31 protein-coding genes and 1 pseudogene are annotated in these 25,211 nt (G+C 71.9%); 21 read left to right on the top strand and 11 right to left on the bottom strand.

Features of this window, described 5'->3' with window-relative positions; genetic code table 11:
* Positions 1-165: 165 nt before the first annotated feature.
* Positions 166-588: a MarR family transcriptional regulator gene (locus ABZ951_RS26400; protein ID WP_344089317.1), complete on the bottom strand. Its 423-nt coding sequence runs from the start codon at positions 586-588 to the stop codon at positions 166-168.
* A gap of 88 nt (positions 589-676) precedes the next feature.
* Here ABZ951_RS26400 and ABZ951_RS26405 point away from each other — a divergent pair, with 88 nt between their 5' ends.
* On the top strand, positions 677-1,696 hold the full coding sequence (locus ABZ951_RS26405; protein WP_344089318.1) for an NADP-dependent oxidoreductase: 1,020 nt from the start codon (positions 677-679) through the stop codon (positions 1,694-1,696).
* 433 nt (positions 1,697-2,129) lie between these two features.
* Complete coding sequence (locus ABZ951_RS26410) at positions 2,130-2,912, top strand: EI24 domain-containing protein (protein WP_344089319.1); 783 nt, start codon at positions 2,130-2,132, stop codon at positions 2,910-2,912.
* A gap of 7 nt (positions 2,913-2,919) precedes the next feature.
* On the opposite strand, the gene ABZ951_RS26415 is transcribed toward ABZ951_RS26410, so the two are convergent.
* A complete protein-coding gene (locus ABZ951_RS26415; protein ID WP_344089320.1) occupies positions 2,920-3,642 on the bottom strand; it encodes a carbon-nitrogen hydrolase family protein in 723 nt (240 codons plus the stop codon).
* Between the two features lie 7 nt (positions 3,643-3,649).
* On the bottom strand, positions 3,650-4,948 hold the full coding sequence (locus tag ABZ951_RS26420; RefSeq protein WP_344089321.1) for a pyroglutamyl peptidase: 1,299 nt from the start codon (positions 4,946-4,948) through the stop codon (positions 3,650-3,652).
* An 88-nt stretch (positions 4,949-5,036) separates the two neighbouring features.
* Between ABZ951_RS26420 and ABZ951_RS26425 the strand changes: the two genes are divergently transcribed.
* Together ABZ951_RS26425 and ABZ951_RS26430 are read left to right on the top strand one after the other, a co-directional pair.
* Positions 5,037-5,816, top strand: a complete 780-nt coding sequence (locus tag ABZ951_RS26425) for an MgtC/SapB family protein (RefSeq protein WP_344089322.1) — start codon at positions 5,037-5,039, stop codon at positions 5,814-5,816.
* A gap of 86 nt (positions 5,817-5,902) precedes the next feature.
* Positions 5,903-6,412 carry a hypothetical protein gene (locus ABZ951_RS26430; RefSeq protein ID WP_344089323.1) on the top strand — a complete coding sequence of 170 codons (510 nt, stop codon included), beginning with the start codon at positions 5,903-5,905 and terminating at the stop codon, positions 6,410-6,412.
* 59 nt (positions 6,413-6,471) lie between these two features.
* Here the strand turns inward: ABZ951_RS26430 and ABZ951_RS26435 are convergent, their stop codons facing one another.
* The 4 genes from ABZ951_RS26435 to ABZ951_RS26450 all read right to left on the bottom strand — a co-directional run bounded on the left by ABZ951_RS26435 (position 6,472) and on the right by ABZ951_RS26450 (position 10,093).
* A complete protein-coding gene (locus ABZ951_RS26435; protein ID WP_344089324.1) occupies positions 6,472-6,753 on the bottom strand; it encodes a DUF6355 family natural product biosynthesis protein in 282 nt (93 codons plus the stop codon).
* 203 nt (positions 6,754-6,956) lie between these two features.
* The gene (locus tag ABZ951_RS26440) at positions 6,957-7,322 is read right to left on the bottom strand and encodes a hypothetical protein (protein ID WP_344089325.1); all 366 of its coding nucleotides are present in this window, start codon (positions 7,320-7,322) and stop codon (positions 6,957-6,959) included.
* A complete protein-coding gene (locus tag ABZ951_RS26445) occupies positions 7,319-9,502 on the bottom strand; it encodes a SpoIIE family protein phosphatase (RefSeq protein ID WP_344089326.1) in 2,184 nt (727 codons plus the stop codon). Before ABZ951_RS26445 ends, ABZ951_RS26440 begins: the two co-directional genes overlap by 4 nt.
* Before the next feature lie 87 nt (positions 9,503-9,589).
* A complete protein-coding gene (locus ABZ951_RS26450) occupies positions 9,590-10,093 on the bottom strand; it encodes an ATP-binding protein (protein ID WP_344089327.1) in 504 nt (167 codons plus the stop codon).
* A 277-nt stretch (positions 10,094-10,370) separates the two neighbouring features.
* On the opposite strand from ABZ951_RS26450, the gene ABZ951_RS26455 reads away from it, so the two are divergent.
* The 11 genes and pseudogenes from ABZ951_RS26455 to ABZ951_RS26505 all read left to right on the top strand — a co-directional run bounded on the left by ABZ951_RS26455 (position 10,371) and on the right by ABZ951_RS26505 (position 14,817).
* A complete protein-coding gene (locus ABZ951_RS26455) occupies positions 10,371-11,222 on the top strand; it encodes a helix-turn-helix transcriptional regulator (RefSeq protein ID WP_344089328.1) in 852 nt (283 codons plus the stop codon).
* Positions 11,223-11,233: 11 nt separating this feature from the next.
* Positions 11,234-11,425 carry a hypothetical protein gene (locus ABZ951_RS26460; RefSeq protein WP_344089329.1) on the top strand — a complete coding sequence of 64 codons (192 nt, stop codon included), beginning with the start codon at positions 11,234-11,236 and terminating at the stop codon, positions 11,423-11,425.
* An 11-nt stretch (positions 11,426-11,436) separates the two neighbouring features.
* The gene (locus ABZ951_RS26465; RefSeq protein WP_344089330.1) at positions 11,437-11,628 is read left to right on the top strand and encodes a hypothetical protein; all 192 of its coding nucleotides are present in this window, start codon (positions 11,437-11,439) and stop codon (positions 11,626-11,628) included.
* Between the two features lie 11 nt (positions 11,629-11,639).
* The gene (locus ABZ951_RS26470) at positions 11,640-11,831 is read left to right on the top strand and encodes a hypothetical protein (protein WP_344089331.1); all 192 of its coding nucleotides are present in this window, start codon (positions 11,640-11,642) and stop codon (positions 11,829-11,831) included.
* An 81-nt stretch (positions 11,832-11,912) separates the two neighbouring features.
* A complete protein-coding gene (locus ABZ951_RS26475) occupies positions 11,913-12,272 on the top strand; it encodes a peptidoglycan-binding domain-containing protein (protein WP_344089332.1) in 360 nt (119 codons plus the stop codon).
* A 54-nt stretch (positions 12,273-12,326) separates the two neighbouring features.
* Positions 12,327-12,704, top strand: a complete 378-nt coding sequence (locus ABZ951_RS26480; protein WP_344089333.1) for a hypothetical protein — start codon at positions 12,327-12,329, stop codon at positions 12,702-12,704.
* Between the two features lie 112 nt (positions 12,705-12,816).
* Positions 12,817-13,347, top strand: coding sequence for a DUF6879 family protein (locus ABZ951_RS26485; protein ID WP_344089334.1), 531 nt, complete (start codon positions 12,817-12,819; stop codon positions 13,345-13,347).
* 116 nt (positions 13,348-13,463) lie between these two features.
* Positions 13,464-13,655 carry a hypothetical protein gene (locus ABZ951_RS26490; protein WP_344089335.1) on the top strand — a complete coding sequence of 64 codons (192 nt, stop codon included), beginning with the start codon at positions 13,464-13,466 and terminating at the stop codon, positions 13,653-13,655.
* Positions 13,639-14,166 (top strand): DUF6879 family protein, encoded by a 528-nt coding sequence (locus ABZ951_RS26495; protein ID WP_344089336.1) that lies wholly within the window; start codon positions 13,639-13,641, stop codon positions 14,164-14,166. The genes ABZ951_RS26490 and ABZ951_RS26495 overlap by 17 nt, the downstream gene beginning before the upstream one ends.
* Before the next feature lie 2 nt (positions 14,167-14,168).
* Positions 14,169-14,267, top strand: a pseudogene (locus ABZ951_RS26500) (DUF397 domain-containing protein); the annotation flags it as partial.
* A 73-nt stretch (positions 14,268-14,340) separates the two neighbouring features.
* Positions 14,341-14,817, top strand: a complete 477-nt coding sequence (locus ABZ951_RS26505) for a hypothetical protein (protein ID WP_344089337.1) — start codon at positions 14,341-14,343, stop codon at positions 14,815-14,817.
* 22 nt (positions 14,818-14,839) lie between these two features.
* On the opposite strand, the gene aceE is transcribed toward ABZ951_RS26505, so the two are convergent.
* The 3 genes from aceE to ABZ951_RS26520 form a co-directional block, all read right to left on the bottom strand.
* Positions 14,840-17,491, bottom strand: a complete 2,652-nt coding sequence (aceE, locus tag ABZ951_RS26510; RefSeq protein WP_344089338.1) for a pyruvate dehydrogenase (acetyl-transferring), homodimeric type — start codon at positions 17,489-17,491, stop codon at positions 14,840-14,842.
* Positions 17,492-17,728: 237 nt separating this feature from the next.
* The gene (locus tag ABZ951_RS26515) at positions 17,729-18,448 is read right to left on the bottom strand and encodes a DsbA family protein (protein ID WP_344089339.1); all 720 of its coding nucleotides are present in this window, start codon (positions 18,446-18,448) and stop codon (positions 17,729-17,731) included.
* Positions 18,445-19,116 (bottom strand): GntR family transcriptional regulator, encoded by a 672-nt coding sequence (locus tag ABZ951_RS26520; RefSeq protein WP_344089340.1) that lies wholly within the window; start codon positions 19,114-19,116, stop codon positions 18,445-18,447. The genes ABZ951_RS26515 and ABZ951_RS26520 overlap by 4 nt, the downstream gene beginning before the upstream one ends.
* A 461-nt stretch (positions 19,117-19,577) precedes the next feature.
* Here ABZ951_RS26520 and ABZ951_RS26525 point away from each other — a divergent pair, with 461 nt between their 5' ends.
* From ABZ951_RS26525 to ABZ951_RS26545, 5 genes are read left to right on the top strand one after another with little or no spacing between them, the layout of a single operon-like run.
* Positions 19,578-20,732, top strand: coding sequence for an aminotransferase class I/II-fold pyridoxal phosphate-dependent enzyme (locus tag ABZ951_RS26525; RefSeq protein WP_344089341.1), 1,155 nt, complete (start codon positions 19,578-19,580; stop codon positions 20,730-20,732).
* Positions 20,722-21,228 (top strand): DUF6190 family protein, encoded by a 507-nt coding sequence (locus ABZ951_RS26530; protein WP_344089342.1) that lies wholly within the window; start codon positions 20,722-20,724, stop codon positions 21,226-21,228. Before ABZ951_RS26525 ends, ABZ951_RS26530 begins: the two co-directional genes overlap by 11 nt.
* Positions 21,215-22,039 (top strand): dihydrodipicolinate synthase family protein, encoded by an 825-nt coding sequence (locus tag ABZ951_RS26535; RefSeq protein WP_344089343.1) that lies wholly within the window; start codon positions 21,215-21,217, stop codon positions 22,037-22,039. Before ABZ951_RS26530 ends, ABZ951_RS26535 begins: the two co-directional genes overlap by 14 nt.
* 40 nt (positions 22,040-22,079) lie before the next feature.
* The gene (locus ABZ951_RS26540) at positions 22,080-22,913 is read left to right on the top strand and encodes an iron-containing redox enzyme family protein (RefSeq protein WP_344089344.1); all 834 of its coding nucleotides are present in this window, start codon (positions 22,080-22,082) and stop codon (positions 22,911-22,913) included.
* A 2-nt stretch (positions 22,914-22,915) separates the two neighbouring features.
* On the top strand, positions 22,916-23,179 hold the full coding sequence (locus tag ABZ951_RS26545; RefSeq protein ID WP_344089345.1) for a Rieske 2Fe-2S domain-containing protein: 264 nt from the start codon (positions 22,916-22,918) through the stop codon (positions 23,177-23,179).
* Positions 23,180-23,494: 315 nt separating this feature from the next.
* Here the strand turns inward: ABZ951_RS26545 and ABZ951_RS26550 are convergent, their stop codons facing one another.
* The gene (locus ABZ951_RS26550; RefSeq protein ID WP_344089346.1) at positions 23,495-24,382 is read right to left on the bottom strand and encodes an SGNH/GDSL hydrolase family protein; all 888 of its coding nucleotides are present in this window, start codon (positions 24,380-24,382) and stop codon (positions 23,495-23,497) included.
* 322 nt (positions 24,383-24,704) lie between these two features.
* Here ABZ951_RS26550 and ABZ951_RS26555 point away from each other — a divergent pair, with 322 nt between their 5' ends.
* The gene (locus ABZ951_RS26555; RefSeq protein WP_344089347.1) at positions 24,705-25,199 is read left to right on the top strand and encodes a DUF3145 domain-containing protein; all 495 of its coding nucleotides are present in this window, start codon (positions 24,705-24,707) and stop codon (positions 25,197-25,199) included.
* Positions 25,200-25,211: the final 12 nt, after the last annotated feature.

Here is a 25,211-nt window from a genome sequence, read left to right on the forward strand (position 1 = left end):
ATTTGATGGGGGGGGTTCCCACACTCGCGGGAGGGGGTGTACCGCCCGTCCGGCGATTGAGGACGCGCCCGCAGGGCGCTCGCCGCCGCAGGCGGCAACGACGGACGCGCCGTAGGCGGCAACGCGGCAACGCGGCCGCAGCCGAAGACCCCAAGGCCAGGGCGGCTAGCCCCCCAGCATGCGCCGCAGCAGGTCCCGCAGAACCGTCCGCTCCCGCGTCGACAAGCTCGCCAGCGGTTCGCGCGCGAAGTCCAGGGATTCGCCCAGCCGGACGGCGGTCCGGTGGCCCTCCTCCGTGGCCGCCGCGAGTTTGACGCGGCGGTCGTCGGGGTCCGGGCGGCGTTCGGCCAGGCCCCGGGCTTCCAGGCGGTCGACGATGCCGGTGATGTTGGACGGCTCGCACCGCAGCTGCTGGGCGATCCTGCGCATGGGCAGCGGCTCGCGCGCCAGCAGCGTCAGCACCTTCGCCTGGGCGCCGGTGAGCGCGTGCTTGGCCGCGGCGTCCTCGTACTCCTCGTGGTAGCGCGCCACGACGGTCGCGATGAGGTCGACCACCTCACGGGAGAGCGGATCGGTTCGAGGGACCATGACACCCAGGCTAGCGGGTTACTTGACAACATGAAATATCGAGGAGCATGGTTGTTTCAGTAGCTGAACTATTAGGAGGCTTCGTTCCATGTCCGCAAAGCCCACCACCGGCCGTGAATGGCATCTCGTCGCCCGCCCGCACGGCTGGCCGAAGCCCGAGGACTTCGAGCTGCGCGAGACGGAGATCCCCGAGCCCGGCGACGGGCAGATCCTGGTCCGCAACATCCACCTGTCGGTCGATCCGTACATGCGCGGCCGCATGAACGACGTGAAGTCCTACACCCCGCCCTACGAGCTCGGGAAGCCGATGCTGGGCGGCGCGGTCGGCGAGGTCGTCGCCTCGGGTTCCGACGCCTTCGCCGCCGGTGACCACGTGCTGCACGGCCTCGGCTGGCGCGAGTACGCGCTGGTCGACGCCGACGCCGCCGTCAAGGTCTCCGCGGACGTCGCCCCGCTGTCGACGTACCTCGGCGTGCTCGGCATGCCGGGTCTCACCGCCTACGCCGGGCTGCTGGAGGTCGCCTCCTTCAAGGAGGGCGACGCCGTGTTCGTCTCCGGCGCCGCGGGCGCGGTCGGCAGCCAGGTCGGCCAGATCGCCAAGCTCAAGGGCGCCTCGCGCGTCATCGGCAGCGCGGGCTCGGACGACAAGGTCAAGCTCCTCGTCGAGGAGTACGGCTTCGACGCCGCCTTCAACTACAAGGACGGCCCGGTCGCCGAGCAGCTCAAGCAGGCGGCCCCCGACGGCATCGACGTCTACTTCGACAACGTCGGCGGCGAGCACCTCGAAGCGGCCATCAGCTCCCTGAACGTCCACGGCCGGGTCGCCGTCTGCGGCATGATCTCGATCTACAACGCGACCGAGCCGACGCCGGCCCCGCGCAACCTCGCCGCCGTCATCGCCAAGCGGCTGCGGATCCAGGGCCTGCTCGTCGCCGACCACCGTGGTCTGCAAGAGCAGTTCGTCCAGGAAGTCGGCGCCTGGGTGCGCTCCGGCGAGCTCAAGTACCGCGAGACCGTCGTCGAGGGCATCGACAACACGCTGGACGCCTTCCTCGGCATGCTGCGCGGCGAGAACACGGGCAAGATGATCGTCACCCTCGGCGCCTGATCACTGCCTGATCGCTGCCGCTGGGCTCTGCCTCGCGCGCGGGCCGGTTCCTCCCCGACCTCGGGAACCGGCCCGCGCGCGTTCGCGTACCCGCCGGCCCCGGGTCCGCCCGGGCGTTGCGGCACTCGCGGCGGCCCCCGCCTCCGCCGAGCGGCACCGGCCCCGCCCGGCCCCCCGCAGCCGTGCGATGTGCCTGCCCCGTACCCCCCGACGAACTCGGCGCGCTCCCGTACCCGCCGGCCCCTTCTCGGCCCGGGCGATGCGGCTCTCGCGGCCGCCCCCCCCGCCGGACTCGGCCCGCCCCCGCCCTGCCAGGGCACGGCCGGCCCGCCGCTTGTCGCGGCCGGCCCGCCGCTTGTCGCGAGCGAGCCGCTCGCAGGCGGGCACGCCGACGACACCGCAGGGGCAGCAGCCTGCCGATACCCTTCCCGCCATGCGAGACCTCGTAGCAGGCATGAAATACCTGGCCCAGGGCCAGCGCTGGGTCGGGCGGCACCGGCGGCAGTGGGGCTTCGGGCTGCTTCCCGGGTTGATCACCTTTCTCGGGTACGCGGCCGCGTTCGCCGCCCTGTGCCTGTGGGCCGACGACGTGATCGACTGGGCCACCCCCTTCGCCGACGGCTGGGCCTCGCCGTGGCTCGGGATCTTCCGGGGCGCGCTGACCGTCCTGTTCTTCGGCGGCAGCCTGCTCCTCGCCCTCATCTCCTTCACCGCCGTGACCCTGCTGGTCGGCCAGCCCTTCTACGAGGCGCTGTCCGAGCGCGTCGACCGGGCCGAGGGCGGCGACGTGCCCGAGTCGGGGCTGCCGCTCTGGCGGGAGCTGTGGATCTCCGCCCGTGAGAGCCTCGCCGTGCTCGTGCGGGTCGCCCTCTGGGGCGTCCTGCTCTTCGCCCTCGGCTTCGTGCCCGTTCTCGGGCAGACCGTCGTCCCGGCCGTCGGGTTCTGCATCTCCGGTTTCTTCCTCACCGAGGAACTCACCGCCGTCGCCCTCCAGCGCCGCGGCGTCCCGCTGCGCGAGCGGCTGCGGCTGCTGCGCTCCCGCAAGCTCCTCGTCCTCGGCTTCGGGGTGCCGCTGACGCTGCTGTTCCTGGTGCCGCTGGTCGCCGTGTTCGTCATGCCGGGCGCGGTCGCGGGCGCCACGCTCCTCGTGCGGGACCTGGCGGACGAGCCGGCCGGCGGCGAGGGCGGTGCCCGCGAAGCCGCAGCGCTCGGCTGAGCCGGGGTCAGGCCACCTCGGCCAGGGTGAGCCCCGGGTCCGTGCCGGAGGCCTCGGCGAGCACGCCGCCGTCCGGTGCCCAGACGGCGCTCAGCCCGCAGGCGTCGTACGGGCCGGCCGGCCCCACGTGGTTGGCGAGCAGCACGAACAGGCCGTAGTCCTTCGCCAGCGCCGGGAAGATCTCCATCCGCTCCGCGGCCCCGCCGCCCCGGCCGTAGAGCGAGCTCGCCAGCAGCACCCGCGCCCCGCCGGCGGCCGCGCGGGCGGCGAGGTCGGGGAAGTGGGCGTCGAAGCAGACGGCGAGCCCGAAGGCGGTGCCGTCCAGGGTGAATCCGCGGTCGCCCGTCCCCGGGACGAATCCCTCGGCGAGCTCCGTGTCCGTCACGTGCTGCTTGTCGTAACGGGCGAGGAGCGCCCCGTCGGGCCCGTAGACGTACGAGCTGATCGCCGGCCCCGCGGCCGTGGGCCCCGCGCAGTTGACCACCGCCGCCACCCCGGCCGCCCGGCACGCCTCGCGGACCGGCGCCAGCCGGGGGTCGTCGGGGGCGGTCGTCAGCCGGGCCGGGGCGGCGGCTATGGCGGCGAGCTCGTAGCCGGGGACGGCCAGCTCGGGGAAGACGACGAGCGCGGCGCCCCGCCCGCCGGCCTCCGTGACGAGCCCGGCCATGCGGGCGGCGTTGCCCGCCACGTCGCACGGCCGGGCGGTGAACTGCGCGCTAGCGATGATCATGCGGCCATCATGGCCGCCGGGCGGCCCCCACGGCCACCGCGAGCACGGACCGCACCTGCCCGGTGATCGCGACCCGGTTCCGGACGAAGCCGGGGTCGGTGATCCGCCCCGTCGCGGGGTCGGTGTTGCCGGCACCGAACTCCAGCACCGGGGTGTGCAGGTGGCCGCCCGGCACCCGCAGCCGCACCGCGTCGCGCAGCAGCGTCGCGCGGTAGGCGATCTCGTTGGAGAGGTAGTCGCCCCCGCCGCCCTCGCGGGCGGTCGAACCCGGCGTCGGCCCGTCCGGCCGCTCCACGGGATCCGTCCCGCCCGCCGGGATCTCCGTGACGGCGGTGTTGTCGTACACGGGGTACGGGCCGGTGCCCGCGGCGGTGAGCGCGGCGTACGGGAGCGTCGTCGTGGTCCACTGCGGCTGCGGGCGCACGGTGGGCACGTCCGCCGGCACGGGCACCGTCTCCGTGCGGGAGACGCGGGCGTTGTCCGGATACCCGCCGCGCCAGGCGCCGTTGGTGCGCTCGACGTCGAACCGGCCGGGCCGGCCCTGGCTGATGGTGGTGAAGAGGTCCACGCGCCGGGGCCCGGGCGTGAAGTGCGGCAGCAGCGTCCGCTCGACGGTGCCGTCCGCGAAGTCCGCCCAGCGCACGGGGAAGACGGCCGTCTCGATCCGCGCCGGGCCGGCGGGGGTGTCGATCGTCGTGCCGTCCAGGGCGAGCGCCGCGGCCCCCGAGGGGTTGGAGCGCCGCGCGTCGGCGTCGAGCTGGAACGGGTCGAAGCCCGTGACCAGGACGCGCTTGACCCGGTCGCCCGCCGGGAGGTCGATGGAGTCCTGGCCGCGCGAGGACCGCTCGACCTTCGCGATCAGCGCGGCCCGCTGCGGCCCGGACAGCGGGAAGGCCGGCTTCCACTCCCGCAGGGCCCGGGTCATCCCCAGCCGGGCCCAGTACAGCGGGCGGTCGTCGTCCCGGCTCAGGTCCCCGGCGCGCCCGGGGCCGGGCCCGCGGCCCTGGGCCCGGTCCACGGCCCGCCGCCACAGGGCCCGGCCGTCGCGCACCGCCAGGCCGCCGGCCTGCTCGGGCGTGCGGGCCGCGGCCAGGGCACGGCCGAAGGCCGGGGCCACGTCGTCGAAGCCGCCGCGGCGCAGGATCTCCTGCGGCACGGGGCCGGTGAGGCGCTGCTCCTCCACGGTGGGCGGGGTGGCGGAAGGGGTCGGGGCGGCGCCCGCCGGGGTGGTGAGCAGGGTCAGCGGGGCGGCGCAGGCGAGCAGCGCGGCGCCGAGGGATATCCGGGCCTTCTGGCTGGGTCTCATGGTGCGGAAGGAAACCACTGCGCGCGCATGGGCGGAAGAGGGCATGCAACTCCCCTCTCTGACAGTACATTTCAAGCCATCATTGGGTATGCGAATAGCCGAGTATCTAGCCGCCCCGCTGTTCGAACCGGGGAGCGGCCAAGGTGTCCGTCAGATCGTCGAGCTGGGCCTCGCGCTCCTGCTCTCCTCACTCATCGGCCTGGAACGCGAACTGCAGCAGAAGAGCGCGGGACTGCGCACGCACACCCTCGTCGGGGTGGGCAGCGCCCTGTTCATGGAGGTGTCCATCCACGGCTTCGGCGCGGTCGCCGGGCTGGAGGACCTCCAGTCCGACCCCTCACGGGTGGCCGGCCAGATCGTCTCCGGGATCGGCTTCATCGGCGGCGGCCTGATCTTCGTGCGCCGGGACGCGGTGCGCGGCCTGACGACCGCGGCCACGATCTGGCTGACCTGCGCCGTCGGCATGGCCTGCGGCGGCGGCCTGCCGCTGCTGGGCGCGGCGGCGACCGTCGTCCACTTCCTCGTGGTCCGCGGCTTCCCGATGGTGACGCGGCGCATGACGACGGCCCCGGTGGCCGAGCGGGTCGAGCTGCGGCTGAGCTACCGGACGCGCCGGGGGCTGCTGGGCCGGGTCCTGGAGCTGTGCACGAAGCGCGGGTTCCGGGTGACGGACGTGCAGATCGACGCGGACACCCATGAGAAGGGCGAGAAGCACGAGAAGGGCGACAGCCGCGAGAAGGGCAAGGAGGCGGGCGTGGTCCTGAGCCTGGAGGGCAAGGGGTCGGCCCACCCGCTCGTGGAGGAGCTGACGGACTGGGACGGCATCCACGGGGTGTGGCTGCGGGCGTACCGGGAGAGTACGGAGTAGTCGTACCCGCGGCTCCCCCGTGCGGCGGAGGCGGCTCGGCCCGTGGGCCGACGTGCGGCGGCACCCCCGCCACCAGCATGGATCCCATGCTGAAGATCGTCGCCCTGCCGGACGTGCCCCGCTGGGCCGCCCTCGCCGCCCATGCCGTGCCCCTGGCCACCCTGCCCTCCGGCCTGTGGCGGATCGCCCTGGTGCTGGACCTTCCCGTGGCCGCAGAGCCCGTCCGGGGCGGCTGGGAGGTGCTGTACGTCGTCATGCTCAGCGTGGTCTCCGAGGCCCTCGCCCTGCTGACGCTCGGCCTGGTGCGGCCGTGGGGCGAGGTCGTACCGCGCTGGATCCCCCTGCTGGGCGGCCGGCCGGTGCGGCCGATGGCCGCCGTGGTCCCGGCGCTGCTGGGCGCGGCGGCCGTGTCGGCGCTGTGCGCCTGGGCCTTCTACGCCCAGTTCGCCGGCCTGGGCGACGGTTTCGACGGGAGCCGGGCCCAGGACCTGCTGCTGTTCGCCTGCTATCTGCCGCTCCTGGCCTGGGCTCCGCTGCTCGCGGCGGTGACGGTCGCGTACCACCGGCGGCGGACGGCCCCCGGCCCGGCGGTGTGAACCGCGGCGCCCGCGGAGGAGCCCGGGGCGCGGGCCCCGGGCTCCTCATCAGCGTCCGATCAGCAGGTGCGGCCCACGTAGTGGGCGCCGTCGATCTTGCCGGCGGATCCCAGCCAGGAGACGCCCGGGCCCACGCACCTCTCGTAATTCGGGCCCCAGACCTCCACCTCGATGATGATGCGGGAGCCGTCACCGGTGCAGTGGTTGTAGTACGCGTCGCTGCCCGTCTCGTAGAACCCGCAGGGGTTCATGGCGGCGGGGGTGGCGGACGCCGCGGAGGCCAGGCCGAGCATGAGGGCCGCGGCGCCGACGGCGGCCGACAGGGAACGACGAACGTTCATGAAAGAACTCCCGGTTGAGGATGCGATGCCGAGTGCTGATCGACTCGGGCACCCGGAGAGCGTCGCGTCCCCCGGCGGCCCCGTCACGTGATCTCGCCCGTACGAGTGGTGGAGACCACCGGTTCGAGTGCGGGGGCGGGAGGCGGGGCGACGCGGCGCCAAAGGGCGTGCGTACCACCCCACTTGGGGAAGTTAACCGAAGTTCACCCCATCTGTGACTTCACGTGGTCGATCACCTCGGCGAACTCCTTCGACGGCGAGAAGTCAAGGAACTCGCAGTCTTCCAGCGCCTCCGGGGCGTGTCCGGGCGGCCAGTGGAACGCCTGGCCCGCCTCGTAGGTCTCGTCCCCGTGGTTCGTCCGCAGCTTCAACCGGCCCTTGAACACGTAACCCCAGTGGGGGCACTGGCACAGGTCGTCGGGCAGACCCTGCAAGGCCGGCCCCATGTCCGTCCCCTTGGGGAGCCGGAAGAAGCCGGCGGACATGTCTCCGCCGAGTTCCTGGACGCGGACCTCGACGCCGTCACCTTCGAGCGCGACGGGCGTGTCGTTCCAGGCTGTCGCGGTCATGACTCGTCCACCTCCCTGAAAGCCCCCTTTTCTTCCAGTTTCGTCCTGACGGGGGAGGTGTGCGAGGGCTGGAGCAGGAGCAGGGCGATGTCGTCCGTGTAGCGGTCGGTGGGGCGGGCGTGGTGGACGAGGCTGTCGACGAGGTGGTGCAGGGGCGGGTTCCCCGACGCGCCGAGGTGCCGGGCGAGGTCGGCGGTGGTCCGGCCGATGTCGCTGCCGGGGATCTCCACGAGGCCGTCGGTGTAGAGGGCGAGGAGGGCCCCTTCGGGCAGGGGCAGCGTGGTGAGCGGATAGGCGGGAGGGGCGGGGGTCCCCAGGCCGAGGCCGAGGGGCGGGCCGGGTTCGAGGTCGACGGTGCGGGCCGGGCGGCCGGGCGGGCGCAGGAGCGGCGGCGGGTGCCCGGCGCTGGCGAGCGTCACCTGGTGGCGGGCGAGGTCGAGGTGGGCGTAGAGGCAGGTGACGAAGCGGTCGGCGCCCAGGTCGGCCAGATCGCGGTCGGTGCGGGTCAGGACCTGGTCGGGGGTCGCGCCGGCCGTGGCGTGGGAGTGGACGGCCGTGCGGACCTGGCCCATGAGGGCGGCGGCCGTCACGTCGTGGCCCTGCACATCGCCGATGACCGCCGCGACGGTGGTGTCGGTGAGGCGGATGAGGTCGTAGAAGTCGCCACCGATGTCCAGGCCGTGGCTGGCGGGCAGGTAGCGGGCGGCGATGCCGAGCCCGGCGACGGTGGGCAGGGCGTGGGGCAGGAGGGCCTGCTGGAGGGCGTGGGCCAGGTTGTGCGTGGCGTCGTAGAGCCGGGCCCGGTCCAGGGCCTGGGCGATGAGGCCCGCCAGCGGGGTGAGGACGGAGCGCTCGGCGGCGGTGAAGGTGTGGGGGTGGTCGTAGGCGAGCAGGCAGCAGCCGATGGGCCGCCCGGAGGTGATCAGCGGCAGGAACGCCCAGGCTTGCTTGTCGCTGAGCTGCGGCGTCCTGGGGTAGGCGCGGGCCAGCTCGGCGCGGTCGGCGAAGAAGGAGGACGTGCCGGTGGCCAGGGCGTGGCCGGCGGGGGTGAGGTCGGCGTCCGTGGCCAGCCCGTCGAGCTGCCCGACGACCTCCGGGTCGTAGCCGCGGTACCCGATGATCCGGATGCGGCCCGCTTCGGCGGTGGACATGATCAGGCCCTGGGCGCCGAAGGCGGGCAGCACCTGCTCGGTGACCAGGTCGACGACGTCCTGGGCGCCCACGGCCTCGGCCAGCGCCGCCGCCAGGTACACCAGCAGGTGGATGCGGCTCGCGGCCGGTTCGGTGGCGGCGGGCTCGGGCGGGCGGTCGGCGGTGCCGCCCGGGGTGACGAGGACGCTGACGCCGCTGTCGTCCGGGTGGAGGCGGAGGTCGAGCCACCGGTCCGGCGGGCGCAGGACGGTCAGGGCGACGGGCTCGCGGCTGCTGATGGCGGTGCGGTAGGCGTCCATGCAGGGCACGTTGTCCAGCCAGGGCAGCGTCCCCCACGGCCGGGTGCCCAGCAGCTCCTCCGTGGACGCGCCGAGCAGGCCGGCGGCGGCGGTGTTGGCGAACGTCACCCGCCCCTCCACGTCGAGGGCGAAGGCACCGAGGGGAAGGCGTTCGACCAGGTCGGCCGCCGCGAGCCCCCACTCCGTCCGCCGTACACCGGGGTGGTGCGCGCTGTGGCAGTGCGCGGAGACGGAGCGGGGCCGGTCCGGAACGGCCGGCGGGCGGGAGGCCGCGTCCAGGACCCGGGCGACGCGCCGGGCGCTGAAGGCGATGTTCCCCCGCTCGCGGAGGGGCAGCCGGGCCGGGCGGGTCGGGGGCCACAGCAGCATCAGGGCTCCCCAGGGCCCGTGGGCGCCTTTGAGCGGCGCGATGGCCAGAGCAAACCGGTAGGGGACGCCGGCGGCGGCGCGCGGATAGGAGCGGGCGAACTCCTCCTGCGAGCCGAGCCAGACGAGCCGCTCCTCGCGCACCGCGTCCTGCGCCGGGCCCCGGGAGGCGAGCGGCACCTGCCACCAGGGGGCGAACGCCTCGACGGACAGGCCGCAGATCACGACCAGACGGAGGGCCGCCCCGGCCGGATCCCGCAGGTAGACGCCCCCGGCCATGGCACCCGTACGGTGTACGGCCGCCGCCAAAGCCTCGCCGAGCGGATCGGCTGCCGCCTCCGACCGCTCACCGCGCCCGGTCACCGGGCGCAGCCCCTGACACGCATATCAGGACACTACGCCGGGGTGCCGGGGGCGGCACGCGGAGCGGTTGCCGCCGGGCGGGTGCCCTCAGTCGCGACGGGCCGTGTAGGCGACCGCCCCGGCCTGCGGCAGGTTCGCCCAGACCGTCGTACCCTCCGAGGCGGGCTTCGGGTCGGCGATGCCCCAGGTTCCGCCGCACTCGTGGACGACGCACGCCACGAGCATCAGCATGCGCTTGCGGCGTGACGTGCAGGTGGCGGCGAGGTCCGGGTTGGAGTGGGAGTGGTGGGGGTCCCAGTTGACCAGGCGGAGGATTCCGTCGCGCCAGCAGAGGGAGTAGTAGAGATCCTGCCCGGGCGCGAACCGGCCGCCGCAGGCGACGAGTTCACCCATGATCTGGGTGGCGGGCTCGACGAGGTTGCCGAGGCCGTGGGCCTGGAGGGCGGTACGGACGCTGCTGCGGGCGACACCGGCGGACCGGGGCTCGCCGGGGACGGTGAAGCTGTAGGCGAGGCGGGCGGGGTCTTTGGGCGCGGGGGGTGTGGGGTAGGCGCCGTCGGGGGTGATGAGCGGGCAGAGGCTGACGGACATGCGGCAGCTCCCAGTGTGGGGTGTGGGGTACGGGTACGCCCACGCCGGTGGCCGGTGGCTTGTCTCCCTGAGCGCGAGAACGCCACTCCCAGGGCAGGAGGATGCGGGCGTGCTCACGCGATGCACTTCCGGCTCGCGCTGTGCGTGAGCGGTGCGGTACTGAAGGTAGCGGACCGAGGGGCCATTTGGCCCCTGCAACGGGAAAATGGCCCTACGGGTGGATGGTGGGCGCGCCCGCGCGGCAGACTGCTGCCGACCGACTGCGCGAAGGGATGCCATGGCTCAGAGGACGTCGCCCACGGAGCGTCAGAAGCGGCTGGGTGCTGAGTTGCACAAGATGCGCGTGGCTGCGGGTGTGAGTGCCGAGGCCGTCGCGTCGCTGCTCGGCGTCGATCGCAGCAAGATCTCCAATATGGAGCGGGGCCTGCGGGCGATCAGCCCTGAACGCTTGCGGAGTTGGGCGTGTCATTGCGCTTGTCCGGACGGCGCTTACGTCGACGCGCTCGCGGAGATGGCCGAGTCGAGTAGCCCGGGTTGGTGGGAACGCTACCGAGGGGTGCTGCCGGGGAAGCTGCTTGATATCTCCGAGCTGGAAGCCCACGCTGTGAGGCTCAAAACCGCACACACTGTGCACATTCCAGGTCTGTTGCAGACGGTCGATCACGCGCGCACGATCTTCGAGGTGGCCGTCCCGGCCCTGCCTCAGCGGGAACTCGAAGCGCGATTGGTCCACCGGCTGGAGCGTCAACAAGTCCTGGTCAAGGAAGGTGCGCCCGATTACCACGGCATCGTGCACGAGGCGGCACTCCGCATGCAATTCGGCGGGCGGGCTGTGGCGCGCGCTCAGTTGGAGCACCTTTTGAACATGTCCGAGCTCAGCCATGTGACCTTGAATGTCCTGCCTGTGAGCGGTGGTGCGTTCCCCGGCGCAGGGCAGACGCTCGTCTATGCCGAAGGCCCTGTCCCCCAGCTCGACACCGCTCAGACAGACAGCACACATGGACCAGAATTCCTTTACGCGGAGGCACAGTTGTCCAAGTACCGTGCTCAGCTGGAATGGATGGAGCGGCTCTCGTTGGGGCCGGACGAGTCGCGGGCATTCATCCACGAGATCGCTCGACAACTCTGAGGAGCCACGCGATGCCCGACATCACCTGGGAAGACCCGTACTGCGCGGAGGGAAGTGCCTGCTTCCGTATAGGTATCGATGCCACCGATAATGCCTACATCGCTGTGAACGGCTTCGAGGATCACTACATCACTGACACCCGTGAGGCCCTGCGGATCCTGATCCGCGAAATTAAAGCAGGCAAGGCCGACCACCTTCTCTGAGGAGCCACGCGATGCCCGACATCAGCTGGGAAGACCCCTACTGCGGGGAGGGCAACTCCTGCTTCCGGGTAGGTACCGACAGCGCTGACAACGCGTACATTGCTGTCAACGGTGCCGAGGACTACTACGTGACCGACTCCCGCGAGGCCCTCCGGACTCTCATTCGCGATATCAAGGCCGGGAAGGCCGACCACCTGCTCTGAGGAGGCGCCCGTTGCTGGGAATTACTTGGGAAGAAGCGTTCTGCGGAGAGGCGGCGAACTGCTTCCGGATAGGGACCGACCCCGTCGGCAACGCCTACATCGCCGTCAACGGCGCCGAGGACCACCACATCACCGACACCCGCGAAGCGCTCCGTACCCTGATCCGCGACATCAAGGCGGGCAAGGCCGACCACCTCCTCTGAGGCGCGGGAGCACGGTGACAGCCTCGTAGCCTGGAAAAAAATGCCGGGCGTCTTTCCGTGGTGATCACTAATGTCTGAGCCATGAGATTACTGAAATGCACCGCGGCCTCAGCCGCCCTCGCCACCGCACTATTGACCGGCGCAACCGCCCTCACCACCGCCTCGGCCGCCGATATGGAAGGCGTGCAGTGCAGCTACGACATCCGCACGACCCCGCCGACGGTCCACCTCGGCAGCCGGGGCGCCACGGTCAGAGAGGCCCAGTGCCTGCTGGACTTCTGGGGCTACGGGCCGAACTTCGAGGACGCGGAAGACGGCGAAGTCGCAGGCGTCTTCGGGGTGAGGACGGAGCGGGCGACCGTGCTCTTTCAGGAGAAGCGCGGCCTGAAGCCGACCGGAGTCGTCGGCCCGGAAACCTGGGCGGAACTCCGTCACAGCTGACCGGTCGGTGCGTAGGGAAGAATGCTCCTCTCTTCCCTACGCACCAGGAGATTCATGTACAAGCGCCTGCCCTCGCTCGCCCTCGTTCTGACCGTCGCCGTTCTCGGAACGTCGGCGTGCGAGAAGTCCGGTGACAAAGATGCGGCTGCCTCGCCGGCACCGGCGACCGTGTCCGCCACCCCCTCGGCGAGCCCCGAGAAGGTGCGGACGCTGACAGGGGCGTCGTCCGGGCTCTACCTCATGATTCTCCGGAAGAACTACTCGGACCTGTCACACATCGACGATGACACCCTCGTGGCCCACGGCAACGCGCTCTGTGTCGCCCGGGGCCAGGCCCTCGGGGACCAGGCGAAGAAGACGATGCGGGAGCTCGACATCACCCCGAAGCAGGCGACACAGATCATGGCGACGGCCCACACGTTCTGCCGCTAGCCGGACGTCGCACTCCCGCCCGGTGAATCCCCGCGCCCTTGACGGGCGCGCGGCCGACCCGTGACGCTCATGCGGGCTGGCACGGGCCACCCGCTGCCGAGGGGGGCGTGCGATGTCGCTGAACGAGCCCGGCTTTGACGAGTTGCTGGCCGCATGCCGGCACTCGGCCGTGCACCTGGAGATGCGGGATGAATACGGGGTCGGCGACGAGGCGGAGGACTTCGAGAACTGGCAGCGCACGGGGCGGCGTGACGTCGATCCGGCGTCCCCTTACTGGACGCCGTGGGTCGAATTGATCCGCAGCACGGTCGCCCGGGGCGTGGTCGTTCGCCGGGCGCGCGTTGTCTCGGAACCGGTCACGGATTACATCCGGTACGAGCACGCCGGGACCGTGGTCAACCTCCACGCCGGAGAGCAGGTCCGGTGGCTGCCCAGGCGGCACGCGTCGGACATCGCGCTGCCCGGGAACGACTGCTGGGTGTTCGACGGAGAGACCGTGCTCTTCAACCACTTCACGGGGGCCGGGGACTGGTCCCCGCCAGGCTGGGAAGTCCGCTCCGAAGCGGCCGTGGCGCACCTGGCCGCGACTGCGTTCGAAGCGGTCTGGGAGCGCGGCGTCCCGCACGAGAAGTACTGGGTCTGATCCGACCCCACCGCTGAAGAGTGGGCGATTTCCAGTAACGGAAACTCATACACCTTGTTTCCTCAGGGCGGGGCCCGCGAGCATCGTCCCGACACCCGGCGACGAGGAGGCAGGCCGTGAAGCTGACACGACTGGTGGGCGAGTGTGACGAGGGTGAGTGCCCCACCATCTACGCCACGGACAGGGGCACGCTCGCCATCCAAGGGGGCAGGTTGGCCGAGCACGGGCTGGACCTTCCGGCCCACGAAACACTGGTGGAAATCCCGGTCGAACTCGTCCGAAAGGCCATCCGTGACAACCTCATCTAAGACGCTGGGGGACTGGCTCAAAACCTTTGACCGGGAAGCCTTCCGGCTGGAGACCCTGGACGACTACAGCAAATCCGGCGGCGTCGATGCCTATAGGGCCTTCCTCGCCGGTGAGCCCCAGCCGGAGGAGTACAAGACGGCCGGCTGGGTGAAGACGGTCGGGGACGCGGTCCGGTCAGGGAAGCGCATCTACCGGGTTCACATCCTCGCCCGCCCGCTGACCGACTATCTGCGGTTCGAGCTCTCGTGGGGGTACCACCGGAACATGGCGGCCGGGGAGGAGTTCTTCATCCTGGACACCACGAGCGAGGAGAACCCGATTCCGGACGCCCCGGACTTCTGGCTCTTCGACGAACGAAGCGTCGGAGCCATGAGTTACGACGGGGACGGCACGTACCTGGGCACCGATTTCCTGGGTGAGGAGCACTTGTCCAGGTTCCTGGCGTACAGGGACGCGGCGATGGCCCGTGCGGTGCCGTTCTCCGAATGGTGGGCACAGTACGGCGTGTGAAGGGTGACAGCAAGCGGCCGACGGCTCAGCCGTTGCGGTTCACCACGGCGGAGCTGGACGCGGCGGGGATCGCCCCGGTGAGGTTCGGGCTCTCCGCCTGATCGCCGAGCACTCGGCGGCCCCGCCCACATGCCGATGGGCGGGGCCGTCACCATCCCGGAAACGGAGCGCGCGGTGCACATCCACGGGTACGCCTGGCTGGGTGAGAAGGCAACATTCGACAAGGAGAGCCTGCGGCGCCCGCCGGGCGCTCCTCCGACGGCGAGCAGTCCCCCCGACGTCGTCGACCGGCACCGCACGGCCGTGGCCGAGTTCCCCACGGCGGACCTGCCACCGCTGCAGACGGCGCACTGGCTGGTGAAGCCGGCGGCGATGGTCCGGGGAACGTGGCAGGAGCCGAAGGAGGCCGGCGAGTGGCTGGGGATGCAACTCGCCGCATTTTCCCCGCGATTCGCCGCCCAGGGCGAAAGGGACGTGGAGCGGCTGGCGCTCCTGGTCCGATCCGCCGTGGAGCGGCTCGCATGGGGTGGTGACGTGTCGCTCGGCCACTACCTGAACGGCACGGTCTTCCACTCCGTCGCACTGGTCACCTGCTCCCCCAACCGCGGCGCCCCGGATCTGCCCTGCCCCGTCGGGGGCGGAGGCCCCTGATCCCGCAACCGGCTGAAACCCGTCAGTCCAGCCCGTACCGCTCCCGCGCCTCCCGGACCGTCTCCGGCTTGACCTCGCCCCGGCGGGCCAGCGTTGCCAGCGCCGCGGCCGCCACCGACTCCGGGTCGACGCCGAAGTGCCGGCGGGTCGCCTCGCGGGTGTCGGAGAGGCCGAAGCCGTCCGTGCCGATGGACGTCCAGTCCTGCTCCACCCACGGGGCGATCTGGTCGGGGACCGCGCGCATCCAGTCGCTGACGGCCAGCACCGGACCGGGCGCCCCGTGCAGCGCTTGCGTCACATAGGGCACCCGGTCCTCGCCGCGGAGCCGCGCCGCGTCACAGGACAGGGCGTCGCGGCGCAGCTCGGTCCAGGAGGGCGCGGACCACACGTCGGCGGCCACGCCCCAGTCGTCGGCCAGCAGCCGCTGGGCCTCCAGGGCCCAGTGGACGGCCGTGCCGGAGGCCAGGAGTTGCAGGCGTGGCGCGTCGGCCGCCGCGCCCGCCGCCTCCCGGAAGCGGTAGAGGCCCTTGAGAACGCCCTCCTCCACACCGTCCGGCATGGCGGGCTGCACCTTCGGCTCGTTGTAGACGGTCAGGTAGTAGAAGACGTCCTCGGCGTCGGGGCCGTACATGCGCCGCAGGCCGTCCCGGACGATCACCGCGATCTCGAACGCGAACGCCGGGTCGTAGGACACCGCCGCCGGGTTGGTGGAGGCGATCAGGTGGGAGTGGCCGTCGGCGTGCTGGAGGCCCTCGCCGGTCATGGTGGTGCGGCCCGCGGTCGCGCCGATGACGAAGCCGCGCCCCAACTGGTCGGCCAGCGCCCAGAACTGGTCGGCGGTCCGCTGCCAGCCGAACATCGAGTAGAAGATGTAGAACGGGATCATCGGCTCGCCGTGCGTGGCGTAGCTGGTGGCGGCCGCGGTGAAGTCGGCCAGCGAACCGGCTTCGGTGATGCCCTCGTTGAGGATCTGCCCGTCCCGGGCCTCCCGGTAGTACAGGAGCTGGTCGCGGTCGACCGGGTCGTACGTCTGGCCGGCGGGCGAGTAGAGGCCGGCGGACGGGAAGAGGGACTCCATGCCGAAGGTGCGGGCCTCGTCGGGGACGACGGGCACCCAGCGCCGGCCGGTCTCCTTCTCCCGCATCAGGTCCTTCACCAGCCGTACGAAGGCCATGGTGGTGGCGATCTCCTGGCGCCCGGACCCCTTCTGCAGCGCCTCGAAGGGCTTGGCCGACGGCTCGGGCAGCGGCCGGGCGACGACCCTGCGGGCGGGGGCCGGGCCGCCGAGGGCCGCGCGGCGCTCGCGCAGATACCGGGCCTCGGGGGAGTTCTCGCCGGGGTGGGCGTAGGGCACCTGCTCGCCGTCGAGGGCGGCGTCGGGGATGGGCAGGTCCAGCAGGTCCCGCATGGCGCGGAACTCCTTGCCCGTCAGCTTCTTCATCTGGTGGTTGGCGTTGCGCGACTCGAAGCCGGGGCCGAGCGTGTAGCCCTTGACGGTCTGCACCAGGACGACCGTGGGCGCGCCCTTGTGCTCCACGGCCGCCCGGTAGGCGGCGTACACCTTGCGCGGCTCGTGGCCCGCCCGGGAGGTCCGGAAGAGCTCCAGCAGGGCGGCGTCGTCGAGGCCGGCGCCGATCGCCCGCAGCGCGGGATCGGCGGCGAAGAAGTGGTCGCGGACGTAGGCGGCGTCGCGGGTGGCGTAGGTCTGGAACTGCGCGTCGGGCACCTCGCGCAGGCGCCGGACCAGCGCGCCCGTGGTGTCCTGGGCGAAGACCCGGTCCCAGGCGGTGCCCCACAGGGACTTCACGACGTTCCAGCCGGCGGCGCGGAACTGGGCCTCCAGTTCCTGGACGATCTTGAAGTTGGGGCGGACGGGGCCGTCGAGGCGCTGAAGGTTGCAGTTGATGACGAAGGTGAGGTTGTCGAGCTGCTCACGGCCCGCGAGGGCGAGGGCGGCGGTCGACTCCGGCTCGTCCATCTCGCCGTCACCGAGGAACGCCCACACGTGCGACCCGGAGGTGTCCTTGATGCCCCGGTGCTCCAGGTAGCGGTTGAACCGCGCCTGGTAGATCGCGGAGAGCGGGCCCAGGCCCATGGAGACGGTGGGGAACTCCCACAGCCAGGGCAGCCGGCGCGGGTGCGGGTAGGAGGGCAGCCCGCCCCCGCCGACCTCCTGCCGGAAGCGGTCCAACCGGCCCTCGGTCAGGCGCCCTTCGAGGAACGCCCGGGAGTAGATGCCGGGGGAGGCGTGGCCCTGGATGTAGAGCTGGTCGCCAGAGCCGTCGCTCTCCTTGCCGCGGAAGAAGTGCTGGAAGCCCGTCTCGTACAGCCACGCGGCGGAGGCGAAGGTCGCCATGTGGCCGCCCAGCCCGGCCCGCTGGTTGCCGCGGGTGACCATGGCGGCGGCGTTCCAGCGGGTCCAGGCGGTGATCCGGGCCTCCAGCTCCTCGTCACCCGGGTAGGCGGGCTCCGCGGAGGTCGGGATGGTGTTGAGGTACGGCGTCTCCAGCGGCGGCGGGACGTCCAGCTCGGTGCGCTCGGCGTGCTCGGCCAGCCGGCGCAGCAGGTACGACGCCCGGTGGCGCCCGCCGAACCGCACGGCGGCGTCGAGGGACTCCTGCCATTCGGCGACCTCGGTGGGGTCGTGGTCGGGCAGTTGGTCGAGCTGGGACATGGGTGATCCCCTTTCGCGTTCCCGGGCGGGGGACCGGGGCCCGCGGATCTCCACGGGCCCCGGCGGTGTCGAGGTGCGAGCGGTGTGCCGCCGGGTGTGCGGGTGGACCGGCCGCCGGGCGGTGCGTGCCCGTAGAACCTCGCTTCCGGAGCGTGGAACGAGGCTTCCGCTCAGCGACGCTAGAAGCAGGAAGTTGTTGGCGTCAACATCTGGCCAACGGAAATGAACGATGATCGATCATTTCTGGCCGGGGTCCTCCAGGCCCGCGGCCCGCCTGAGAATGGACTCGTAAACGCTCGGGTCATTGGCTGTTACCTCGGGAAAGCCCGTCCCGTACCTTCCATGCCAGCGTGCGGCCACTCCGGGATTGGCGTGATCCGAACCATCCGAAAGGTAGAGGTGCGGGCTGCACCGGACGCCGTGCTCCTGCGCGCAGTGGAAGTCGCGGGTGATGATCCGGCGGGCCCGGCCGTCGTCCAGACCGCCGGCTATCGCCTCCGCGTCGACGCCCTCGGTCTCCGCGGCGACGGCCACCACGACCGCCCGGGCCCCGATCGAGCGGCTCTCCGCCCAGAAGGCCCGCCGCAGCGCGAGGTCCAGCCGCTCGGACGCCGCGAGGCCCTGCTCCTTGGCGAGCTGGACCGCTTCGAGGGCCGGCATCGAGGACGAGGGGAACTTCCAGTCCGCCGCCCGCCACAGCTGCCAGCCGGCGTCCGGCTCGATGTGCGCCACGCCGCCGACCTCGGAATCCGTGCCCGGGCGAGGACTCGGCCCGTTGTTGAACAGCTCCAGGGGGAAGGCCCGGTGGTCGAACCGCACGCGGTCCTCCAGGCCCAGCCGGCGGCGGGTGGTGTGCAGCCGGTGCACCGCGACATGGGCGAACGAGCACCAGATGTCGGTGAAGAGGGTGATGACCCCGGGCCGGGTGCCGGCCTGGGGCGGGGGAACGCTGGTCATGGGGCTCCGATCGGTTCGTGGGCGTAGGCCAGGATGTGCAGTTGGAGCAGGCGTCCGACGTCGGGGTCCCGGCGGCGGAACGCCTCGATGATGGGTTCGTGGTCCTCGGCGTTCTCGTGCAGCGCGGTGCGCACCCGGGTCAGGGACAGGCGCGTCCACAGCTCGGCCGCCAGCGACTCCCAGCTGGGGGACAGGGCGGCGTTGCCGGAGGCCCGGACGATCTCGCGGTGGAACGCCACCCCGTGCCGGACCTGCGCGTCGACGTCCCGCTCGGCCGCCGCCCGGCGCATCCCCGTGGCGTGGTCCTCCAGCGCCCGGACGTCCCCGGCCAGGCGCGGCAGCGCCAGCTCGGCGGCCAGCCGCTCCAGGGCCCCGCGCACCGGGTAGACCTGACACAGTCGCCCCGGGGTCAGATCGCAGACCCGCGTCCCGCGGTGGGGCGAGAACTCCACCAGCCGCATCGACCGGAGATCGCGCAGCGCCTCCCGGACGGGGGCCTGGCTGACCCCGAGCTCGGCCGCCACCTGGCGCTCGACGATGCGCTGACCCGGCTGCCAGCGGCCCCGGGCCAGGTGGTCCAGGAGGATGCCGCGGACCTGGTCGCTCAGCGGGGTCCGGTCCAAGTGGCCCGGGGGGACGGTGCCTTCGCGGCGGTCGGCTCCGTGCATGGGCGATCCTCTCGGCGCAGAAATACTGCTTGAGCGATGATCGATCATCGGTTAACGTACGTTAATAGATGGCCGACGCAACAGGTCCGGCCCTTTCTGATCAGAGTTCGATCAGCACTCGAACTGCTTCCGATCAGCTCGCCCGGCGCGCGCCCCACCGCGGCTGCCCGGCACCACCCGGATCGATCAGCACTCGCCCGGGTCGGCCCTTTCACCCGCACTTCCGCCCGCGCGGGAGCGACTGTTCCGCTTCAGCCACCTCCGCGCCGGGCGCCTCCGCTTTCGCGCCTCCGCTTTCGTGACCTCTGCCTTTGCGACCTCTGCTTTCGCGACTTCCGCGCCGGGCACATCCGCCCGCCCCGGAAGTCTGTCTTCCTTCCCTTGTTCCCTCGCGCAGGGCCCACCGGCCCCCGCGCGCCACCGGCCGCGCCCACACGTGCCGCGGCCGTCAAGGAGATGACGTGACCGAGCAGCTTCTCGACCTCACCCAGCACGAGATCCAGGCCCTCAAGACCCGCTACAACCTGGCCGACGCGCACACCCACCAGCAGCAGTCCATGGGCCAGCGGCAGATCGTCGCCGAGCTCCCCGGCCTGTGGTACGGGGCGGAGGCGAGCCGCCAGGCGGATCTGGAGGACCGGTTCAAGGAGGTGTTCTTCCGGCTGCACGGCCAGAACAGCGTGCGCGCCGACACCACCATGCTGTCCTACGCCGCCTCCATCTCCACCCTCGTCGCGGGCATGTACCTGAGACAGCGGGAGATCAGCGTCAGCCTCGTCGAGCCATGTTTCGACAACCTCCCCGACGTCCTACGGAACGTGGGCGTCCACCCGGTGCCCGTCCCCGAGGACGCGCTGCACGACGCCGACCGCATCTACGAGCGCCTGGCCGCGGAAGTCACCACCGACGCCCTCTTCCTCGTCGACCCCAACAACCCCACCGGCTTCAGCCTGCTCAGCCACGGCCGCAAGGGCTTCGAGGAAGTCGTCCGCTACTGCGTCGACCACGACAAGCTCTTCGTCATCGACCTCTGCTTCGCCGCCTTCGCCCTCGCGGACGCCCGCTTCGGCCGCTTCGACCTCTACGAACTCCTCGACACCTCCGGGGTCCGCTACATCGCGCTGGAGGACACCGGCAAGACCTGGCCGCTCCAGGACGCCAAGTGCGCCCTGCTCACCTGCAGCCGGGACCTCTACGAGGACGTGTACAACATCCACACCAGCGTCCTCCTCGACGTCTCCCCCTTCGTCCTCAACTTCCTCGCCCGTTACGTGGAGGACTCCATCGAGGACGGCATGGCCTCCGTCCGCGACGTGATCACCCGCAACCGGGAGGCCGCCCAGAAGGCCCTCGACGGCAGCCTGCTGGAGCACATCGAACCGGTGGTGAACGTCAGCGTCGCGTGGTTCCGCATCAAGGACCCGGCCGTCAAGGCCACCGACCTCCAGGCCCACCTGGCCCGGTACGAGGTCTACGTGCTGCCCGGCACCTACTTCTACTGGAGCGAACCCGAACGCGGCGAGCGCTACCTCCGCGTCGCCCTCGCCCGCGACCCCGGAGACTTCCGCGCCTCGGTCGAGCGCCTGCGCGAGGCGGTGGACAGCTATGCCGGGTGAACTCCACGTGGACGCGTCCCTGTTCATGGGCATGCACAGCAAGGACCCCGCCGTCCGCGCCGCCGCCACCACCTTCTTCGCCGCCCGGCTGCGGCAGCCGGTGGTGATGAAGCTGGAAGAAGTGGGGCGCTGCGACGACTACATCTGGCAGCTCCCCCGGGACGTCCAGGACGCCTACTACCCCTTCATGGACGTCCTGCAGTCCCTGATGCCGATCCGGCGCCGCCCCTACGACGCCGACGCCCTCGCGGCCCTCGCCGGGCTGCCCGCGGGGCCGACCGCCGCCCTGCGCCACCGCGACCGGCTGCTCCTCGCCTCGGTCGTCGCCGCCCGCGGCGAGCTGGTGACGCTCAACCCCCGCCTCATCCCCCTGGCCGGCTCCGGGCTGCCCGTGCGGACGCCCGGCCCGGCCGCCGGACGCGGAGTCTTCCCCGCCGAGCTCGACAAGCTCTACGAGCAGTCCCTCGCCCTGGAGGCCGACCATGCGGAGCTCTGAGTACACCGCCGCCGGCCGCGTCCGGGCCCTGCGCGGCACCGTGGTCCCCCTCGTCACGCCCGTCGACGAGGGGCGCCGGGTGTGCGCGCCGAGCACGGCCCGGCTGATGGCCTCGCTGCGCGGCCGGGTCGCCGGGTACATGCCCGCGCTGAGCACGGGGGAGGGGTGGCACCTCTCGCCCGACCAGTGGACGGACATCGTCCGGCTGACCGTGGAACACGCCGGCGGCGCGCCCGTCCTGGCCGGCGTCGAGCTGCCCGGCACCGACGCGATCGTCGAGCGCGCCCACCGGGCGGCCGCGCTCGGTGCGGACGCCGTCGTCGTCCCCCCGCCCTGGTCCGACGGCGGCGGCAGCCCCGGGCCCGGGTTCGTGGAGCACTACACGGAGGTGGCGGAGCGCAGCCCGCTGCCCGTCGTCGTCTACCACGAGAACGCCGTCTCCAAGGCGCCCCTGGACGTCGACGCGCTCCGCGCGGTCTGCGCCCTGCCCGGCGTCGCCGGGGTGAAGGAGTCCAGCGGCTCCGCCGAGTTCACCCGCAAGCTCCTCGACGGCGGGACGGACGTGCCGGTCCTCCAGGGCTGGGAGCACCTGCTCTCCGCCGTCCCGGACGTCCACGGGTTCGTCGGCCCGCTCGCCAACCTCGACCCCGGCATCTGCGACGAGGCCCTCGCGTCCGGCGCCGGGGACGTCCAGGACCGGGTGGACGCCCTGTGCCGGCAGTACCGGCTGCTGGACGACGACTGGTACCTGCACGTCAAGGAAGAGCTGGTCCGCCGCGGCGTCCTCGCGACCCCGCTCCCCGTCGGCTGACGCCGCGCCCCTGTCCGCCCGTTCCCGACCTGGAGTCCCCATGGCCACCACGACGGCCGCCACGGCCGGCAGCCGCCTGTTCGTCCTCAACCGCACCATCCCCACCCCCGAGGAACTGCGCGAACTCCACGAGCTGGAGGACCGGCTCATCGCGAGCCGCGCCCGCGAGATCGAGGCCGAGGCCCCTGCCATGGCCGACCGCGCCGCCCTCGGCCGCCACATGAAGGAACTCCTGGAGGCGGAGAAGAGTGACCCGCCGGAGTTCGAGCGCGTCATGGCCGAGGACCTCGACCGCGCGCAGTTCACCGAGGTCGTCGCCCAGTTCGCCGTCGACGGCCTCACCGAGTCCGAGTCCTTCCTCCCGATCGTCTGGCGGCTGCCGCGGAAGGCCAAGATGGCCGTCTTCCGGGTCCTCGTCGACGAATTCGGCTGCGGCAACATCGACCAGGCGCACTTCAACATCTACCGCGACCTGATGACCGAACTGGGCATGTCCCTGGACGTCGCCGACTACCTCGACCGGACGAACGAGGAGACGTACGCATACGTCAACACGTTCTTCTGGGCCGCCGCCCGGGCGCCCCGGCCCGAGTACTTCCTGGGCGCCCTGTGCTATCTCGAATCCAGCATCCTCTACGCCTTCCAGTGCTTCGCCGGCGCCGCCCGGCGCCTGGAGCTGGCCGGCGCCCGCTACTACACCGAACACCTGCACATCGACCACTTCCACGCCAAGGAACTCCAGGTCGCCATCCGCGAGTTCGACAGCGAGGCAGACCTGCACCCCGTCAAGGTCTGGACGGGCTTCAAGCTCGCCAGCGAGGTCATCGGCGGGGCCACCGAGGCCGCCGTCGCGTCCGCACTGAAGGTGGGCTGACCATGGCGGACCCGACGAACCCCGTCTCGATCGAGCAGATCGGCGAGGACCGCATCCGGGTGCGCGTGGGGGAGCGCGAGTTCGAGGCCGGGGCGTTCTGCCCGCACCGCAAGGGCCACCTCGTCCACGGCTACGTCAACGCGGCCCGGCTGCGCATCACCTGCCCCCTCCACCACTCCAGCTACTCCCTGGAGACCGGCGAGGCCGTCACCGGCCCCACCGGCACGCCCCTGTGCGTGCGCGAGACGACGCCCGCCCCCGGCTGATCCGGCGGGCCGCGACCCGTGCGACCCGGGCCGCGCGGACGCGTCGGTGACGCAGGTTGACCCACGCGCGGGTGAACTTGCTTATGAGGACGGTGTGTTCATCGGATACCGTGCCGGGGAGAAGGCGCGGGCGGCCTCGGCATACGCCTTTGGCCATGGCTTGGGCTGCGCCGGCCGGTCGCACGGGGCGCCGGACATCCGGAGCGAGGGTACGGATGGCCGGGTCACGGGGCGGCCGGCGCCGGGCCCCCGCGCCTTCCCCCGCACGGGGGCGGGGCCACCTGACAGGCCCCGCCCCTCCGCACCCGGGGCGCGTCAGGCGGACGGCCGGACCGCGGTGATCTCGCGGTAGGCCATGTCGGCCAGCTGCCGCTGGCCCTGCTTGCTGGGGTGGAACCAGTCCCACTTGCTCAGCTCCTCGCCCGTGAAGCCGTAGCCGTGGACGGAGCCGTCGTAGCGGCAGAGCTTGTCCCGCCGGCAGACGTCCTTCAGGACGGCGTTGTACTCGCCGACCCGCTTCTCGACCTGGGCGCGCCGCCCGGCGGCGGCCGCGTCCTGGGCCTCGGAGTCGTGGAGCATCGACGGGCAGATGCCCAGCTTCCAGATCGTCTTCGCGTAGCTGTTGGTCCGCCCCTGGGACCACAGGCGCATGAGGTCGGGCACGCTGGCCACGTAGAGCTGGGACTTGGGCAGGGCGGTGCGCAGCTCCTTGACGGAGGTCTCGAAGTCGGTGCGGAAGCGGTCCACCGGCGTCATGCCGGAGACGTCCTTGCGGCACGCGTCGTTGGCGCCGAGGAGCACGGTCACCAGCTGGGGCTTGTGCGCTATGGCCGACTGCATCTGCCCGGGGAGGTCGGCCATCCGGGCGCCGGTGCGCGCGTAGTTCCAGCTGCTGGTCTGCGGCGAGCTCAGCAGCCGCTGGGCGAGGCTGTCGACCTTGGTGCCGGTGGCCCAGGAGACCTCGGGGCAGTCGGCGAGGAGCGAGCAGGCGTCGTAGCCGCGGGTGATGGAGTCGCCGAGGGAGACCATCGACGCGGGGCGGGGGTTCCAGTCGGGGGTGGGGCTCGGGCGCACGGCGGCATCGGTGGAACCCTGCGTTCCGTCGTCACAGGCTGTGAGCAGGAGGGCCGCCGAAACCACCGTGACCGCCGCCACGGCGGCCCTCAGGGCCCCGCGCACCTTCCGTTCCGTGCCGTCGCGCATCGCAATTTCCCCTCCGGCCGGGTGATATCTGTTCGGGACCGACGGTACGTCACCGCGGGGGTGCCGCCGCACGGTAGCTTTTCCCCGGGGTGGCCGGGCCGGGGCCCGGCGCCTGCGCACTCCGGAACCGCCAAAAAAGACAACACGTCACATCCTGTCCCTTTTCAGGAGATTTGCCCACGATGGTGTTTACTATTGGTAACCTCGTGAGCTGGTGCGGGCGTGGCCCTTGGGGCAGAATGTCTGCTGCTGTCCCGGGCGGGACCGGCCCAGGTGCGAGGCCGCTGGGGAAGGCGACCCTCGAACCGCACTGGAGGTCCCGGTGACGACACGTGGAGTTCTCTACGTGCACTCCGCGCCGCGCGCGCTGTGCCCGCACGTCGAATGGGCCGTCGGAGGCGTGCTCGGTGTGCGCGTCACGCTCGACTGGATCCGACAACCCGCCTCGCCCGGCACCTGGCGTGCCGAATTCTCCTGGCAGGGCCGGCCCGGCACCGCCTCCAAGCTCGCCTCCGCGCTGCGCGGCTGGCACCTGCTGCGCTTCGAGGTGACCTCCGAGCCCTGCGCCACCGCCGAGGGCGAGCGCTACAGCTCCACCCCCGAGCTCGGCATCTTCCACGCCGTCACCGGCATCCACGGCGACATCCTCATCCCCGAGGACCGGCTGCGCGCCGCCCTCGCCCGCGCCGGCCGCGGCGAGAGCGATCTGGAGGCCGAGATCGCCAAGCTGCTCGGCAAGCCCTGGGACGACGAGCTGGAGCCCTTCCGCTACGCCGGGGAGGGCGCCCCGGTCCGCTGGCTCCACCAGGTCGTCTGACCCCACCGGCAC

This window comes from Streptomyces sp. NPDC046215 (assembly GCF_040646215.1).
Lineage (GTDB): Bacteria > Actinomycetota > Actinomycetes > Streptomycetales > Streptomycetaceae > Streptomyces > Streptomyces stramineus.